We start from the raw sequence: 17,223 nt of genomic DNA, 5'->3' as shown, positions 1-17,223 counted from the left end.
TTTATTAAATATTAACTGAACATTTTACTTACTTTTTTCAATAGGCCTGGTTTCGTTTCTTCACCATAAGTCCCATATCCATATCCATAGCCATAATACTTATTGCTAATATCATTAATCACTAACCCAATGTTTTTCATTTTTTTACTTTGATGCAGATCTTCAACAATGCCCAGCTGTGCTTTTTGGGTTACTTTCTGACGCACCAGGTAAAGGGTAACATCAGCATAATTCGCCAGCAACTGCGCATCAGCAATAATCCCTATAGGAGGGGCATCCATAATGATATAGTCAAATTCTTGCTTCAGGGCATTAACTAAATCAGGCATCCGCTCGCTCATCAACGTTTCTGCGGGATTAGGAGGCAGAGGCCCAGATGATATAATAAAAATATTCTTATTGATATTTAACGGCCTTACAATATCTTTTACAGCTAAATTTTCGTTTATGGTATAGTTACTAAACCCAACATCATTTGAAACGCCAAGCTTTGCAGACAAGCCAGGTTTACGCAGATCCAATTCCATTAGCAGTACTTTTTTCCCTGTCAATGCTAAAATATTGCCCAGATTTATTGCAGTAAATGATTTACCTTCCCCAGACATACTTGAAGTTAATAAAATAACCTTTTGATCTGTATTTCTAAGGTAAAATGATAAGTTTGTTCGTAAAGCCCTGAACTGTTCGGAAATGGCAGACCTGCTTTTATTTGCTACAATTAAGTTGTCGTCTTCCATATTATGGCTTATTTCGCCGATTATTGGCACCTGGGTTACATTTCTAATATCCTCTTTTGTTGATACTGATGTATTTAAAATGTTAATTAATAAAATTAATCCCATTGGAATAATCAATCCGGTAAAAAGTCCTCCTAAATAAATGTTATTTCTTTTTGGGCTAACGGGCATGCCATTGGTTTTGGGCGGATCTATAGTTTTAGCAATAGAAATATTGGATGTTTTAGAAATAGCTGTTTCCTCTGCCTTTTGCATTAAAAAAATATATAATTCTTCTTTAATTTGCTTGTTTCGAGCTAGTTTTAAGTAATCTTTTTCGATTTTGGGAACATCGTTCACTTTACTCTCTAATGTAGCTATTTGATCTCTAAGCTTATTTCTGGTAACCAGATAGCTACTTTTACTGATTTTTACACTCTCTAATAAATCTTTACGCAGATTCGAAATCTGTTGATCAAGATTTTGTATAAACGGACTGGTTTCCGTAACACTTAATAACTGTTTGTCTCGTTGAACAAGTAAAGAATTGTACTTAGAAATTGTTGTAGAAAAAACAATATCACCAGACATATCTATACTACTCGGGAGAATCCTTTTATTGTTTTCATTGCTCAAATAAGATTCCAATTGAGTGAGGTTGCTTATTTGTGTTTCCGTTTTAGATAGGTCCTCAACAAATGTATTTGTATTTTCAACCAGTTGCGTACTTTGGGCACTCATATCAGCAAGCTTGTTTCGCTGTTTAAAATTTTCTACATCAGTTTCCACATCACCAAGTTCTGCAGCAATTAAACTCAATCTGCCTTTAATAAATGCGGTTGTACTATCTGCAATAGCATTTTTATCTTCTAAGTTTGCTTTAATATATTGTTTAATAAGTGCATTTAAAATGTCCTCTCCCTTCCTTGGGTCAGGATAAGCAAGTCCGAGTTCAATAATACTTACCTTATTGTTTACCAACGCTATAGATAACTGGCCCAAAAGCTGCCCAGCCTTATTGTCAACTGAAATAATGGTGCATATATAAGGCCTTTCGTTAAATATTACATTTGGATTTCTAACTACTTTTACCGTACCGATGCCTGTTAATTGAAAAGGCTGGTTAAAGGGTACATTACTAACCTTACCATCAATGTTTAATTTTACAACATCAGCATTTAATTTGGTAACTTCGACTCTACTATAGCCAATGGTATCTAAGCCCTTAATAATCTCCAATTGAAAAGGAGCCTGATAAAGCTCCATGTTTTTAAGCCCGACTCTTTGACTGTAAACGATGTTTAATTTCAACTCTTCAACAACCTTAGTCATTAAATAATGGGTTTTTAAAATTTCGATCTCATTATCAACAGAGTTCTTAGATCCCAACAAACCACTAAGATCCATTAATCCATCTCCGCTGCCTCCTTTATTCTCACCATTAGAAACTAAAATACGGGCACTTACCTGATAAACAGGGGGAGTATAATTATAATAAATATAGGATATTAATAAGCAAACAGAAACACTCAATACAAACCACGGCCATTTTTCGAGGAAACGGTTTAGAATTTTTTTTAAATCAATTCCTTCTTCTTCTGTCTCAAAGCTTTTATTTTGAAGGTCAAGAGATTCTTGCATAGTATAGTATATGGTAAATTAAGAGTTATTTGAAAAGAGAAATTGCCAATACCAATACAGATAGAACAGAAGAAATTATACCAATTGTTTGTACCTGACTAGCATTATTAGCCGATACCCTGGCCTTATTTGGCTCAATGTAAATGGCATCATTTTGTTTCAGGTAATAAAAGGGGCTTCTAAATATTGTTGTAGAGTTTAAATTTACTCTTCCAAATTCCTTTTTACCATCATTATCTCTTACGATTAAAATATTATCTCTCTTGCCGAAAATTGTAAGATCACCAGCTCTGCTCAAAGCATCTAATATAGTCGTTTTTTCATTAGGAAAAGTGTATGTTGAGGGCAAATTTACCTCACCAAATACTGAAACCTTAAAATTAGCAAATCGAACTTCCACACTCGCTTTATTGTAAATTTCCCTAACTTTTCCACTAATTAGCTCTCTTGCCTCAAATGTTGTTAACCCGGCAACTTTAATTCGTCCAAGCAGGACCAATTCGATTTCCCCGTTTTTATCAACCAGATAACCAGTTGCTGCAGCAGTTAATGTACTATTCAGCGCTCCGGTTGCAGGTGCCTGATTAACAATAGCCCCACTTTCCGGATCCAAAGTGAAAATATTTACCGTTAAAATATCATCGTTTTGTATTTTTGGCTCAACATACTTTGCTGAACTATCCAGATTAGCTTGTTTAACCGTCTGTATATCTTGAAAATAGGCTATCTTTTTATTGCTGACACAAGAAGTAAAAAATGCCAGTACGAAAAGAAGAGGAAACAGCCTCCTCCTTTTATTCACATTAGTTTGTTTTTTCATATGGGAATACCATCCAACAGGATTAAATAGCTTGCAAACTTAATCATTTAATTGTAATATCTAAAAATTAGAATTTTGTCTAAAAATGAACTTGTAATTCAAGTTTAACTTAAAAGTCAAATTAATTACCCCCAAACACTTCTTGATTTTTGAATTCGTATTTACCAATCAACTCGTACAATCGACCTGATTGAACCGCTTCAGTTAGTGTTGCCAAATGTTTATCGTGGTGAAGGTCGGTACCAGCAAAATCGTACATTTTTTCTTTCAGTAATTGGTTTGCCAGTTGTTTTACATCTTTGCCATAATATCCTAATACAGATAACAGATTTAATTGCATTAAACAACCTTTTTCTTTGAATCTCTTTAAACGGGTTAGGTCTTTAAAATAAAAAGTATAGCGTTCAGGATGAGCCAATACAGGCTTAAAGCCCTTGATCTCTATATCAAATATTGATTGACTAATACCAGGACTTTCTGTTAAATACGACATTTCTACCAGCAAATGTTTCCCATCTAAAGGGCAGAGTTTCTCATTTAGTGTAAAATCCTGATCAATCATATATTCTGCACCCGCCTCAAGCTTTATTGAAATATTGGCTTTATTCAATGCATCCTTTAGCTTTTCTTTAGCAAGTGATATACTTTCGGCAGTATTAGGATATAGCTCTTTAAAAATATGAGGAGTAGCAATTAAATGATTAAAACCCAATGCATTCAGTGATTTTACAAATTGTAAAGAAGTTTGTATATCAGGTGAACCATCATCAATGCCAGGTAAAATATGCGAATGCATATCTATACCCAGCCAGGCGATATCCGTAACTTTATTTTTTTTACTAAAAATGTTAAACATAAAAGAGTAATAATAAGAATTGATCAAAAATATGCAAAAAAGCCTTTAGGATTTAGTATTGTTAAATTGTCAATCAATTACTCCAAATAAATGGTTTGTGTAGACGAGAAATATATAAAAACATTACGTTTATCATTTTTTTCACAAAATGGCCTTTATATTTTGTCTAACCAAAAAATATAGCTTACAGCTTTTCAAAAGTAGATGAATATTTATATCCAGTAGATGCTCTTAAGTTAATTATTTACCTGAGTTCGATTAATGTTTAAAAATTAATGTACTTTATTAGTACGAATTGGCTAGCCGTTTCGTCATGCTGAATTTATTTCAGCATCTTTCCTGTTAAACCGCCTTGCTATAAAGACCCTGAAACAAGTTGAGGGTGACGACCGTTCATGTAAGGCGCCAAAGAACCCAAATTAAAGCACATTATTAATCGAACTCAGGTTATTTATAAAATTTATTATACCTGGGTTCCTTCATTATTTGAACATAACTAAATTATAGAAATTCTTCCCTTATTTAGGGAAATTCCCAACTAAATCAATCTCCCTTTTTTGTACTATTAAATACACAGTAATAAGCCTAAAAATCGTGATATATATTCCTAAAAGAACTTCTTATACTAATGGTTAACAAACTGGCTTTATTTATGCCTAACTCATTACTTTCTTTTCGATAGGTACCGGCAACCTCTAATCTTAAGTTATATTTTGGATTAATGAGGTAAGCCACTTGCCCCTTTAAATAATAAAGATTAGTACCGATTCCCTGACCAATATGGCTTCCATATTGAACAGAACGGGTATCGTAGCTTTTAAATATGTCTCCCCCGTAGTTCATACCAGCAGGATCTAAGCCATACCTTGCATACGATGCCTCACCTTGAACATCAAATCTTTTATAGCTATAATTTAGTAAACCTAAAAACTCTCTAAAGTTGCCCCCAAGTGGATGTGCTAATGATTGATTATAGTTGGCATAGTTAGAAAGACGATCAAAGTGAGAATAGGTATAAGGCCTTGCACTATTAAACTCGGCCAAATAATTTAGGTTAGCCACTTTAAAAAGGTCCGAACCCCTAACACCAAGTTGAATAGCGTACTTATTTGCCCAATAGCCTTTTCCGGCAAAAAACTCTTTGGCCGTAAATTCTTCCAGCATAAATTGTCCGTACAATGCAGTTTTTTTCAATAGTTCATATTTCAGGTTAAGCCCTAACCGCATTTTATCAGGCGAAGTAGTATTCGTACTTTCTATTGGCCGCAAAAATATAAAGGGGTGAATATAATTAAAATCAAATCCCCGTTTAGCACCCTCTTGTGCATCGGCCCAGGTTACGGCCTGAAAAAAACCAACAGAAAATCTTTTGGTTGCGTTCCAGTCTACATAATGGGCGGCCATCCACTTTCCCCTGTCTCCTGTTGTCCTATCGCTAGATAGCCTTGGAGCACCCGGATCTAACATATAAGCAAAAATGGTTTGATATTGAACACTGCCTAGCGTAGCACGAACCCTGAAAAACGAATAGTTGGAAGAAACATCAGAGAGCAACATCGAGCGGTAACCATCGCCTATAAAATTTTTGTCGTAGCCCAATCCAAAATTAAGATATTTACTCGGTGTGTAGGATAGCAAAGCAGTAACGTACGACCAGTCTTGTTTATCAGTTCCTAATTTTCCATAGCCTTGACCCGGCACAACCTGGTTATTTACAATGAAGCGATTCACATAATCAACAAACTTACCCTGATTTTCATATCCGTTTAAATAAAATGAAAACTGCTTGCCCACTTCTCCACCTACCTGAAAACCCCTGGTATTCATCCATGTTGAACGTGAACCTGAAAAATCACGACCGATCTGCAGGTCCGGAAGAAAATCAGCATAAATATGATAGTCTTCATTTTTAAAATTGAGAAGATGTTCCTGAAACAATTTACGGTGCACCCAGCTTCTTTTGTTTAAGCTATCTGTACCTGCATTCATTAACGAATCATAACGCAACTGCAATGCACTGGCATCACTATAAAACCCTTTTATGGCTGAGTGGAATTTATTCTGCTGATCATAAACCGCTGGGTTCAGCTTTTGATAAAATTGATAATCATAGGGAATATTTACATTCGGGGTAGCTTCCTGTGCAGAAACCTTCAAAGAAAAAATGGCCATCACGGCCATTAAAAGTATTTTTTTCATCAATAGTTAATCTTTTAAAACTTTATCAAGTTCTTCAAATATCGAATTTTTACTTATAAATTCAGGAACTAATTTTTTCATATTCATTACTACCTGCCAATCATCATCAGACGTTGCTGATGAAATCAACTCATATATCTGCCTTTGTATATCAGAGAACACGTATTCCCTAACTTTTCCAATCATTATTTTTTCATGATGGGTAGGCATGGTGTTCTCTGCATCATTTAACAATTCCTCATAAAGTTTTTCACCAGGTCGCAATCCTGTATATTCGATTTTTACATCAACATTAGGTTCAAGACCCGCTAAGCGAATCATTTTTTTGGCCAGTTCTACGATTTTAACCGATTTACCCATATCGAAGATAAAAATCTCACCTCCCTTACCCATACATCCGGCTTCTAAAACCAAACGGCAAGCCTCGGGTATAGTCATAAAATAGCGTGTAATTTCCGGATGGGTTACCGTAATAGGCCCTCCCTTTTTGATCTGCTGCTCAAATCTCGGAATAACAGATCCGTTTGAACCAAGCACGTTACCAAAGCGGGTGGTAATAAATTTAGTGATTGGTTTAACCTCAAGGCTATTGATGTAACTTAATCCGTTACTAAATATAAAGTTATCCTGGTGAAGCGAATTATTTAACGATTGCACGTAAATCTCGGCAATTCGTTTAGATGCGCCCATGATATTGGTAGGATTTACAGCTTTATCAGTAGAAATCATTACAAATTTCTGCACGCCGTATTTAACAGACTTATCAGCGATTGTTTTAGTACCCAAAACATTGGCTTTGATTGCTTCTGCCGGGTTATCTTCCATTAAAGGCACATGTTTATAAGCCGCAGCATGATAAACATAATGTGGTTTATAGGTACTGAATAACACCTCCATACGCTGTTGATCACGAACATCGCCTATAAAAGCGTGAAAGTTTTTATTAGTATTGTTTTCCTCTAGCTCAAGATAAAGCTCATGTAATGCCGACTCTGCCTGATCGCAAAGAATGATTAAACCAACATCGAATTTTGTAAGCTGGCGAACAATTTCGCTTCCTATTGAGCCTGCTGCTCCTGTAATCAATATGCGTTTATTATTGAGCATATTACCCAAGCCATCAATATCGATTTTTATAGGTTTACGGTTAAGCAGATCTTCAATATTTAATTTCTGTATCTGTGCTGTTTTTAACTGTCCGTTTGTCCATACATCACGTGGCGGAATATTCAGGACTTTAATGTCGTTCTCTAAACATAAATCAATTACCTGATTTTTCCTTTCATCAGGAATAGCATAGGAAGCAAAAATAATCTCATCTAATTCATGCTTCTCAATCAACATAGACAATTTAGAAGCGTCTAGAATTTTTACACCATCGATTGTTTTACCAATTTTTCTTTCATCGTCATCTACAAATGCTACAATATTTTTGTTCACCTTTGGATCATGATCGAAAGTTCTTTTAGTTGCCAATCCTGCCTCGCCTGCACCGTAAATAATCACTTTCTTTTTATCCAGTTTTAGATTTTTAATATAAAGAAAAAAATATTTAATCAGTACTCTATAGGTAATCAGTAATAAAAAGCTCGTTAAACCAGCCGTAATAAGTACCGTATTGGGAATCAAAAACCCTTTAAAAAAGGTAATATAAATAAGGTTGATGAATAGAAATATACCATTTGAGAGGGATATGGAGAACAATATCCTGAAAGAATCCTGAGCGCTGGTATATCTGATAATTCCTGCATAAGTTTTAATGGCAAAAAAAACGCCAATATTAATGGCAGCAAAAATTAACAGGTTTCTGGAAAGTTCGAATACATTTACTGCCGTAAGGTCTAAATTATATTTTAAACTATAGGCAAATACCATAGAAAAGGTACAGATGCTAGTATCGAGCAAAAAGATGATCCAGCGTGGTACTATATTAATCTGTGTAAACAAAATTCAATAGGCTTAGTATAAAAAATATACAGTTTAACAATGTGCTTAATGTAAATAAAACTGAACTAAAAACTATTCAGTATCGTGCAATCACGAATCCACATTAAATTTTCTTTATTTATTATCTTTTTATGCATAAACGTTAAATCCTTCTTAAACGCTACATTCGATAATTATTATTTCGATCAACAGGCTTCAAATCTTTTCTCAAACTGAACTGTTGATCATCGTTATTTAATGGATGTCTGTTTTAAACCAATTAAACAACCCGGGCTTTAAGCAATCGTTGTTTACCTTCCATTTTAAATCTTACAACCATAAAAATAACTATGCAAAATAAACACAATAACAGTGCCGAGAATATATTTTCGGCAACAAAAAAAACAAGAATTATATTTATAATCGATTGTATTAAAAGATAAATTGTTGCTACAATTAAATGGGGAGTCTTTTTTTCGTTAGAAAGAAATTGATAAAAATGGCTTCTATGCGCTTCAAAAATATTTTCTTTCCTGATTACTCTAAATAAAATAGTACTTACTGCATCTATACCATAAAAAAGTAAAAGCAAAATGTAATTGAAGTTATGAGTAGCCAAAATTAACTGACCTATGAAGAAAACAATAATGAAGGCTATACCAACACTCCCAACATCGCCAGCAAAACATTTCGCTTTCTTTCTGAAATTAAAAAAATTGAAAACCAGTAGTGAAAGCGCAATGGTGATTAATAAAGCAGGAGAAGTAAAAGCATATATATTTTCGTTTATGTAATAAAGCGTAATAATGGCAAGGAGGCTGTAACTACCCGTAATGCCATTTATTCCATCCATAAAATTGTACGCATTAATGGTACCGATTACCAAGATTACTGCAATAGGAATCCAAAACCATGGCAAACTAAACAATTGCCACTGGTAGAACATCAGCATCACCGAAATAAAATGAACACTTAATCTGATTTTATTGTTTAAGGTTAAAATATCGTCCAAAAAGCTGATAAAGGAAATCAGCACCAGGCCAAGGATAAAATAGACATATTGAAATCCAAAAAAAAAGAAAAAGATAATTGCAGCCAGACAGAAAATTATCCCACCGCCCCTTAGTGTTACAGAGGTATGGGAACTTCGGGCATTTGGCTTGTCGATGATATTAAAGTAATCGGCGAGTTTGAAGTAAATCAGTTCAAGTGCGAATAAAGAAAGCAATAAAACCGCTATTGAAATTATAGACATGCCAAAAATTAAGGAGACAAAGATAGAATTATTTGAGTTCGAGTTTAAATTTTAAAATTATAGTGTTCATAAATTAATTAGCCTTAAATGATTTGATAACCGAACTAGGACTCCAATTTAGTTCCTTTCTTGCCTTAAAATCATCAAAAGTTAAATCTGATGTGATCTTATTTAACTTCGAAGTGTTAATTGGTACTTTGTTGCCTAACAAATTACCAACGCTTGCCAATATTTTGGCAAGCCACAATGGCATATTTAGCGGTTTTTTTCTATGAAATTGCTCGGCTATGTTTTTAGAAAGTTCATCAAATGATGGATGATATCCGTCAGTAAGATTGTAAACCCCACCAATTTTTGTTACAATTGGAATTAACTTAGCTACATCTAATGCCATCACCATACTTTTTTTTGCCTTTCCACCAGCTATATTAAAGTAAAATCCTTTCTTTATTCCGTTTATCATTGAACCAAGATTCCCGGGAGCATTGTTTCCAACTAAAAGGGGCAGTCTTAAAATTGCACAAATAACACCATTTTTAAAACACCAGCTTTCAACAAGGTGCTCAGCTTGGATTTTACTCTGTCCATAAGGATCAGTTGCATTTAAAGGATGTTGTTCATTAATCATTACCCCAGAATCACATCCATAAACTGCCACTGTACTTATAAATACAAATGCTGTAGGAAGTAAACCATTAGTTTCTATGCCTTTAAGTAGGTTAGCCGTACCAGTTACGTTAACATCGAAAAAGGTTTGTTTCTCCATTTCCGTTTTAGGAACTGAGTGTGCTTTTCCAGCACAATGTACTACTATATCGGCTTGTGGAAGTTGTGGGATCTGAAATGCTAAATTTGTATTAATATCAGCATTTACTCTGGAAATTGTAATTACTTCATGTGTCTTAGCTAACTCCTGATGTATATAATTCCCTAAGAATCCTGAAGCGCCAGTTAGGATAACACTTGTCATAGCTTCCAGATGTTAGATTCTTGTTCAAAAAGCTCTTTTAACCAACCTCTCAGAGACATTAAAAAATAAATTTCCTGATCAATTTTTTCGAAGTCATTTTTGAAGAATTCGATATGTAAGTTGGGAATATCTCTATCTATGATTAAAATATTGTTACTGCTAAAAAATGGATAATTCTTAATATCCTTATTTGTTGTAATCAACTTTTTACCCATACCTAAAGTTTCAAACGTACGCATTGTTAAACCATTTTGACCAGGGTGATTGATGTCAAGAATGGCCTTTGATTTTCTATATACTGCGATAATCTGTTTATGAGATAGGCTCCCAAATGAAATCTTTTCTCGATCAAATTTTCGAAAATTCTTATCTGTTAGCTTTCTGAAATAAAAAAGTATTTTACTTGGAGAGTAGTAAAAATTAAACATTTTCAATCCAATACTTTTAACTAATTTTTCAATTGCCTGAGATAAAGTATATCTATCAGAATGAGCTGTGCCTATAAATGCTATATCGTAATCTAATAAATCATTATTGCCCTTTACATCGGCATAATCAGATGCGAAAAATAGCGGTCTGAAACTCAAACCATGCTCAACAGCATCCATTCTATCAAATGTAAACTTTCTCTCGAAATGACTTAAAATATTTAACCCGTTAGGATTATTTTTAAAAGAATCGTATGTATAGTAAATAAATACTAGTCCTGGATTATTTGATTTAAGAAATTCTAGAAAAAAAATGGGGACTACCTCTCCTTTAATTAAAAGAAAAAAATCGTATTTATTAACCTTTACTTTTCTTATAATATCACGATAATATTGGTCGATTTTCCGCTGATAAAAGCTTTTTTTTAATCTAATAACAGCTTTGCTGTAGAATGAATTTGACGGTCGCTCATCAAATAAATCAACTTTTGCCCCCATCAATGATAGCTCATCCTTAATTAAATTTTCATAATTGAAAAACTTGACGGATAATATTAAGATAGATTTATTTTTGAAAAAACTCATATTACTTGTACAGTCCTTTTGCCTTCATTTCATCAATGGATTTTTGATAGTTATCCTTTTCTACCTCTTGCGTGTTTACCCATTTGGTAAATTCTTCCAAACCTTGATCAAAAGAAAATTTCGGCTCAAATCCTAACTTTGACTTGATTTTAGTTAAATCGGCATAATTGTGGCGGATATCGCCTAACCGGTAATTTCCGCTTATGCTTAGCGAAACTTCTTGCCCGTAATATTTAATCAAACCGTTGGCAACCGTTATTACATCAGTTGCCACACCTGTTCCAACATTAAAAACTTCTCCATTTGCCTCTTCCTTTTCTATCCCTAAAATAGTAGCATCAACAACATCATCTATATAAACAAAATCACGTGTTTCTTTTCCATCCTCAAAAATATTAATGCCATTGCCATTTTTGATTTGCGTAGAGAAAATAGACAGGATGCCTGTATAAGGGTTTTTCAATGATTGGCCTGGCCCATAGACGTTTTGATAACGAAAAGCCACTGGTGAAATACCAATGGTTGGGCAAACTGTCATAATCATTTGTTCCTGATTTTGCTTGGTAATACCATATACTGATGAAGGGTGAATTTTGGAATCTTCATCTGTAGCAACCAATTTCAAGGTTTCGGAGCCTAAGAACTTAACTTCAAAATCTCCTTTGTCCATCACTTCAGAGGTGCGATGTTTTGGATAAATGCTTTCGCCCTTTTCGTTCAAATATTTTCCCTCACCGTAAATAGAACGAGAAGAAGCAATAATTACTTTTTTAACTTTATGCTCAGAATTTGCCAGTAAATCTAACATAATTGCAGTACCGTTTACATTTACATCTACATATTTTTGAATTTCGTACATAGATTGGCCAGTGCCCGTTTCAGCTGCATAATGAACGATTACATCCTGATCTTTTAATGCCTCAGCCCAATCTTCCTTACTCGTTACCGTCCCCTTAATAAACCTTGTTTTATCTTTAATACTTATGTATAAAGGGGAACTTATTTCAGGGTTCTCACCATGAATTTGAGGAGATAAATTATCTAGAACCGTGATTTTATATCCCTTTGCAATTAATTTTAACGCCAAATTGGAGCCTATAAACCCAGCTCCTCCGGTGATTAGTATGTTTTCCATATTTTATATTATTCTTTCCCAATGATTGGTGTCAAAATTAAATTTTTTAATCGCCTTGGCGGGTGTTCCCACCGCAATTACATTAGCGGGTAAACTTCTTGATACGACAGAATTTGCTCCCACAATTGTTCCTTTACCAATTGAAACGCCAGGAAGTATAGAAACAAATTCCCCTATCCAAACGTTATCTTCTATTGTTATTGGCTTTGAAAACATTTCCCTATCCTTTGGAATGGAATTAGGGTTACTATCCGATTCATCTCCTGAATAACTCCCATGAGAACAATCTGAAATATAAACCTTACTAGCTAAGAGTACATTATTGCCAATTACAACACTTTCCATTGCTGTAATATGGACATAGTCGTTCATTTGGAAATTTTCTCCAATTGAAAGAGCTATATTTGGAGATTTGGGACAAGCTTCTATTCTACATCCAAAACCCGTTGTAAATCCTTTAGCAACCTGTACAAATTCCCTGCCTCTTATATCAAAAGGAAATCTTATTAGTCTTGCGTTTTTAAACACAAACTTTGTCCTTATGACAAATATTGAAAGTTTTAATTTCCCTAGTATGCTATACCTACTCATCAATTTTTTTTAGTTTGCAAGAAGCCCAAATAAACAATATTATAACGATTAATTATTTTATACTTAATTAAATGATAGAAAATTTTCTCGGCTATTGTTAAATTCCCCTTAAACAACAGTTCTTCTGAAAAAATAGTTAAAAAAAATGAAGAGTTAAAAATTGTATTAATGATAGTCCGCTTCTCATCATTTTTCCCTTCATTCATTACTACAGCATAAATTACAGAAAATGCCATCCTTATATAAAGTATTTTGAACTTCTCATAAAATCTATTTAACAGATTTTGCTTTTCCAAAAATATCAACAAATCATTCAAAACAAATATTTTATCTAAAATTTTAGGCGTTATTGTTTTCATTATTGAACCTAACCTTTGCCTATAGCCCAATAATACATCATCAACTTTAGAAATTTTGTTAGCATAAAAAAATGCTCTATAAATAAATTCTAAATCTTCGAACCAGATACCCTCTTTAAATAACAGTTTATTTTTTATCAAAAAATCGACTTTAAACATTTTATTCCAAACTGCAAATGATACATCATTATCCATCAATTTATTAAGTCTATCATCTAAAAAAATAAGGTCATGGATAAAATTAGTCCGATCATACCTGAATTTCTTAACTTTTAAATCAGAAAACTCATAATATGTAGCCAAGACAATATCAGCATGCGTGCTTTTTGCCTTTTCATACATTTTAAAAAGAACATTTTTATCCTCAATATAATCATCACTATCAAGAAATATTACATGTTCTCCAGAAGCATATTTTAACCCATAATTTCTTGCAGAACTTAACCCTCCATTTTCTTTGCTTAAAATTTTTACATTATTATACAAGTTGGAAAATTTTTGAGCAATATTAATTGAATTATCTTTAGAACCATCATCAACAAGAATAATTTCAAAATTATCGTCTAAAGGCAGTAAGCTCTCCAAAAAAAAGTCAAAATATAAATCTACATTATAAAATGGCACGACAATACTAATCAAACAGTTATTCTTTAACATACCACTATCTTAACTTTAATCTTCCTATCAAACTAAAAATAATTGGCCATAATAAAATTGTACCTGTAGCATACCACATATTATTAAAAGTACTTAATAAGATTATAGAATTCAATGAAGCTATTGCTGTTAGGTAATATTGACTATCTCGTTTTATCAATAATGGATAAATTAATGCACTAATCATCATCGCAAAAAACATAAAAATCAAGCCAGAAGAGCCCAATAAATAATAACCTGCGTAATAAACCGTTGTTGCATTTAGTAAAGCTGTAACTAAATATTCCGAACCACCACCATTTTCCAATCTATCCGTATACCCCAACAATCCAACCAATCTTTTACTTATAAAATCCGGAAATAATTGTGTCGTTGAGAATATCCCAATATTATCAATATTAAAACTACTATCCTTCAGATTTATTAAGTTTTGAAGATTCCCCATTGGAGAAATCAAATAAATATAGCTCCAGTAAAATTCCCCAGGAACACCACTTGTAAGGAATCTATCGGTTGCTCCTGCCACTTTCAATAGATATTCCTTATCTTCTTTCGTTTGCTCTTGCCTAACATTGCCAATAACTCCAAAAAAGTATAAAACGATTCCTAGCACCAAAAAAGGCTTGACTATCTTCACTAAGCTAATTGACTTTAGTTTCATTAAAAAAAGAAAAATCATCGCTGAAAAAACAATCATAAATGCACCCCGATTTAACACAAGAACATACGGTATTAAGGTCATTACAAACTGGAAAAGTGTCGTCTTAGTTTTGTTCGTTAAATAATGATTAAACATTAAAATTGAAAAAAATATATTAAAAGTCCCTAAAATAACGTGGAAAGTCGGAATACCATTAAAATCACCATATGAATAAGATCCACTTAATAAAGTACTCACAAGAGGTATACTGGATTCATATAAAAATTCGAGAATATAGCCAATTCCTAAAAAATACATTGCTCGCTTTAGAAAGTTTGAGGAAAGATTAACATCACTTTTAACAATTTTTATTTGTCTATTTTGAAATAATGCTAAGCCAAATGATATTCCTATTGTTGATAGGAGAAAAAATAATAGGAAACCATTTATTTCAGGATAAAGGTCTGACCAACCGATTTGATACAAAGCCAAAATAGCGCCAAAAGAAATTGCGTAGACAAAACAAGGAAGATATAATATTTTGTGTTTCATTAAACTGAAAATAGTTTTTTTGTCCATTCCTCTAACGAGAGAACTAATTTATTGCTACTCTCGAAACCTTTGTTAAGAAACTTTCTATCTATTGTAATATTCTGCAGATTAAACAAGAATACCATTCCAGATTGCTTGATGTTTTCATCTCTTTCAAAGAAAGTATTATTTGTAGCTATTTTAGTATTGCATGCCAAGGATTCAATTACCCGCATGGCTAAGCCCGTTTGTCTTGAATTGCTAACATCTACCATAACTCTACTTTTTGATAAAATATTTAAATAATCTATTCGATTCATATGCTTAAAAGAAACTATTGAGCGATCGAGCTTCTTTCCTTTTAAAAAATATTTTAACCGCGTTGAGATGGGCATATATAGAAAGGGCATTAATTTATAACCATTCGCATTGCAGTAATCTTTAAATCTTAATATTGCTTCGTATCTTTCTTTAAAAAAAAAGCCCATGAAGAAAAAATCATAATCATAAACCTTGTCTAATGATTGGTAAGCTTGAACGTCTTTTGTGTAAAATAAAGGCAAATAAGGAATATTCAAATCTTCGCTATCCTTAAAATCGAAAGTCTTAACTATATCAAACAACTTATTTAAATGACAAAATGAATTCGTTCTCTGAGAATCCCATTGATACATAATAGTTTTACTATCAGGATTAAGTCTTTTAAATTCATGTAAGAAAGATTCGGGTAGCATGAAACCCCTAATTACAAATAAATAATCGTAGTGTTTATATTGTATTTTTTTTAAAATGTGTTCATAATGCTTCTTTTGATAACTCATTAAATAACCTTTAAAAAAATTATTGATGATGTTAAAATCTATGCCATAAGATCGCTCTGCATAAAAATCAACTGCTGCTCCAAATTCCATCAATTGATCTTTTATCATGTCTTCATAATTATGAAACTTTGGACATATAAATAATATATTTTTTTCTTTAATATGCATGAACCTATTAATTAATCAACCACCTGTAAATCATCCTATTAAAGACATTTTTTTTTTCAAACTTAAGAAAATAATTTATCATATTTAGTTTGTCTAAGTTCAGTTCGGATTCATACAAATCTTTAAATTGCTTAATTTGTAGAATATGGGGCATTAAATATTTACCGTTATTAACTCTAGAAATGAAACTATCAATCCTATTTTTAAAAGTAATTTTTTCTTTTTCTGTTACGCTGCTTGAGTGACTACGATAATACATTAGTGGCTCACTAATATAGATAACTGTGCCGAAACCATAGCCGATTAGAGCAATCAAATAATCGTGCATAATGATGTTTTGCATGTCGCATTTAACGAGTTCATCCCGCATGCTTTTATTAATAACGCACGTGCATCCTGTTACAATATTTGAAATTAAAAGCTTTTTAAAAGTGAAACTTTCTGGCATAAATTTATGTACTTTCCAAAAAGAATTATCTGTTATTCTATCATTTTCATCTATAAGGCATAAATCATGAAATGAGAGTATTGGTTTCTTTTCTAAATGATGACCATTCTTGAGTATGCCAGTCATCTGCAATTCGACTTTATTTTCAAACCAAATATCGTCCTGATCACTTAGGGCAATAAACTCATTACTTGCTAGTGAAATAGCATATTTAAATGCTCCGTTTGGCCCTAAATTCTCTTCGTTAAAAAAGAGTTTTATTGAACTGAACTTTTCTTTATAATCATTTAAAATGGATCTTGTAGAATCTGAAGAACAGTCATCTACAATGATGATTTCATCAATTGGGTATGTTTGATTTAGTATTGAGTCTAATTGCCTTTTCAAGTATAACTCCCCGTTATAAGTACATAAGGCTACACTTAGTTTGTTTCGCTTTTCAGACATAAGTTATATGATTCAAAATGTTTAGATTTT

The 17,223-nt window shown here is 32.8% G+C and carries 14 protein-coding genes; all 14 read right to left on the bottom strand.

Annotation, left to right across the window (positions count from 1 at the left end; genetic code table 11):
• Nucleotides 1-11: 11 nt before the first annotated feature.
• Entirely contained in the window at nucleotides 12-2,357 is a 2,346-nt protein-coding gene (locus tag KYH19_RS22240) for a tyrosine-protein kinase (protein ID WP_219076830.1), read from the bottom strand.
• 25 nt (nucleotides 2,358-2,382) lie between these two features.
• Complete coding sequence (locus tag KYH19_RS22235; RefSeq protein ID WP_219076829.1) at nucleotides 2,383-3,177, bottom strand: polysaccharide biosynthesis/export family protein; 795 nt, start codon at nucleotides 3,175-3,177, stop codon at nucleotides 2,383-2,385.
• 121 nt (nucleotides 3,178-3,298) lie between these two features.
• On the bottom strand, nucleotides 3,299-4,033 hold the full coding sequence (locus tag KYH19_RS22230) for a tyrosine-protein phosphatase (protein WP_219076828.1): 735 nt from the start codon (nucleotides 4,031-4,033) through the stop codon (nucleotides 3,299-3,301).
• A 585-nt stretch (nucleotides 4,034-4,618) separates the two neighbouring features.
• On the bottom strand, nucleotides 4,619-6,232 hold the full coding sequence (locus tag KYH19_RS22225; RefSeq protein WP_219076827.1) for a gliding motility protein RemB: 1,614 nt from the start codon (nucleotides 6,230-6,232) through the stop codon (nucleotides 4,619-4,621).
• Nucleotides 6,233-6,238: 6 nt separating this feature from the next.
• Nucleotides 6,239-8,179: a nucleoside-diphosphate sugar epimerase/dehydratase gene (locus tag KYH19_RS22220; RefSeq protein ID WP_219076826.1), complete on the bottom strand. Its 1,941-nt coding sequence runs from the start codon at nucleotides 8,177-8,179 to the stop codon at nucleotides 6,239-6,241.
• Between the two features lie 259 nt (nucleotides 8,180-8,438).
• Nucleotides 8,439-9,413 (bottom strand): glycosyltransferase family 4 protein, encoded by a 975-nt coding sequence (locus KYH19_RS22215; RefSeq protein ID WP_219076825.1) that lies wholly within the window; start codon nucleotides 9,411-9,413, stop codon nucleotides 8,439-8,441.
• A gap of 73 nt (nucleotides 9,414-9,486) precedes the next feature.
• Nucleotides 9,487-10,383, bottom strand: a complete 897-nt coding sequence (locus KYH19_RS22210) for an NAD-dependent epimerase/dehydratase family protein (RefSeq protein WP_219076824.1) — start codon at nucleotides 10,381-10,383, stop codon at nucleotides 9,487-9,489.
• A complete protein-coding gene (locus KYH19_RS22205) occupies nucleotides 10,380-11,396 on the bottom strand; it encodes a hypothetical protein (protein ID WP_219076823.1) in 1,017 nt (338 codons plus the stop codon). The genes KYH19_RS22210 and KYH19_RS22205 overlap by 4 nt, the downstream gene beginning before the upstream one ends.
• Nucleotide 11,397: 1 nt before the next feature.
• Nucleotides 11,398-12,531 carry an NAD-dependent epimerase/dehydratase family protein gene (locus KYH19_RS22200; protein ID WP_219076822.1) on the bottom strand — a complete coding sequence of 378 codons (1,134 nt, stop codon included), beginning with the start codon at nucleotides 12,529-12,531 and terminating at the stop codon, nucleotides 11,398-11,400.
• 3 nt (nucleotides 12,532-12,534) lie between these two features.
• Nucleotides 12,535-13,122, bottom strand: coding sequence for a DapH/DapD/GlmU-related protein (locus tag KYH19_RS24315; protein WP_219076821.1), 588 nt, complete (start codon nucleotides 13,120-13,122; stop codon nucleotides 12,535-12,537).
• Nucleotides 13,122-14,138 (bottom strand): glycosyltransferase family 2 protein, encoded by a 1,017-nt coding sequence (locus KYH19_RS22190; RefSeq protein ID WP_219076820.1) that lies wholly within the window; start codon nucleotides 14,136-14,138, stop codon nucleotides 13,122-13,124. The genes KYH19_RS24315 and KYH19_RS22190 overlap by 1 nt, the downstream gene beginning before the upstream one ends.
• Nucleotides 14,139-14,142: 4 nt before the next feature.
• Nucleotides 14,143-15,330, bottom strand: a complete 1,188-nt coding sequence (locus tag KYH19_RS22185) for an O-antigen polymerase (RefSeq protein WP_219076819.1) — start codon at nucleotides 15,328-15,330, stop codon at nucleotides 14,143-14,145.
• On the bottom strand, nucleotides 15,330-16,298 hold the full coding sequence (locus KYH19_RS22180) for a hypothetical protein (RefSeq protein WP_219076818.1): 969 nt from the start codon (nucleotides 16,296-16,298) through the stop codon (nucleotides 15,330-15,332). The genes KYH19_RS22185 and KYH19_RS22180 overlap by 1 nt, the downstream gene beginning before the upstream one ends.
• Before the next feature lie 7 nt (nucleotides 16,299-16,305).
• Complete coding sequence (locus KYH19_RS22175) at nucleotides 16,306-17,193, bottom strand: glycosyltransferase family 2 protein (protein ID WP_219076817.1); 888 nt, start codon at nucleotides 17,191-17,193, stop codon at nucleotides 16,306-16,308.
• Nucleotides 17,194-17,223: the final 30 nt, after the last annotated feature.

Origin of the sequence: Pedobacter sp. D749, from assembly GCF_019317285.1 — a bacterium.
In the GTDB taxonomy this organism is placed as follows: domain Bacteria; phylum Bacteroidota; class Bacteroidia; order Sphingobacteriales; family Sphingobacteriaceae; genus Pedobacter.
Note: the sequence above shows the minus strand (reverse complement) of the source record. Positions and strands in the feature narration are given on the sequence as shown.

Bases quoted from the DNA above. Each gene is read 5' to 3' on its own strand.
- KYH19_RS22225 (WP_219076827.1), bottom strand. From the start codon at position 6,232: ATGAAAAAAATACTTTTAATGGCCGTGATGGCCATTTTTTCTTTGAAG.
- KYH19_RS22210 (WP_219076824.1), bottom strand. From the start codon at position 10,383: ATGACAAGTGTTATCCTAACTGGCGCTTCAGGATTCTTAGGGAATTAT.
- KYH19_RS24315 (WP_219076821.1), bottom strand. From the start codon at position 13,122: ATGAGTAGGTATAGCATACTAGGGAAATTAAAACTTTCAATATTTGTC.
- KYH19_RS22240 (WP_219076830.1), bottom strand. From the start codon at position 2,357: ATGCAAGAATCTCTTGACCTTCAAAATAAAAGCTTTGAGACAGAAGAA.
- KYH19_RS22180 (WP_219076818.1), bottom strand. From the start codon at position 16,298: ATGCATATTAAAGAAAAAAATATATTATTTATATGTCCAAAGTTTCAT.
- KYH19_RS22235 (WP_219076829.1), bottom strand. From the start codon at position 3,177: ATGAAAAAACAAACTAATGTGAATAAAAGGAGGAGGCTGTTTCCTCTT.
- KYH19_RS22205 (WP_219076823.1), bottom strand. From the start codon at position 11,396: ATGAGTTTTTTCAAAAATAAATCTATCTTAATATTATCCGTCAAGTTT.
- KYH19_RS22230 (WP_219076828.1), bottom strand. From the start codon at position 4,033: ATGTTTAACATTTTTAGTAAAAAAAATAAAGTTACGGATATCGCCTGG.
- KYH19_RS22190 (WP_219076820.1), bottom strand. From the start codon at position 14,138: ATGTTAAAGAATAACTGTTTGATTAGTATTGTCGTGCCATTTTATAAT.
- KYH19_RS22185 (WP_219076819.1), bottom strand. From the start codon at position 15,330: ATGAAACACAAAATATTATATCTTCCTTGTTTTGTCTACGCAATTTCT.
- KYH19_RS22175 (WP_219076817.1), bottom strand. From the start codon at position 17,193: ATGTCTGAAAAGCGAAACAAACTAAGTGTAGCCTTATGTACTTATAAC.
- KYH19_RS22200 (WP_219076822.1), bottom strand. From the start codon at position 12,531: ATGGAAAACATACTAATCACCGGAGGAGCTGGGTTTATAGGCTCCAAT.
- KYH19_RS22215 (WP_219076825.1), bottom strand. From the start codon at position 9,413: ATGTCTATAATTTCAATAGCGGTTTTATTGCTTTCTTTATTCGCACTT.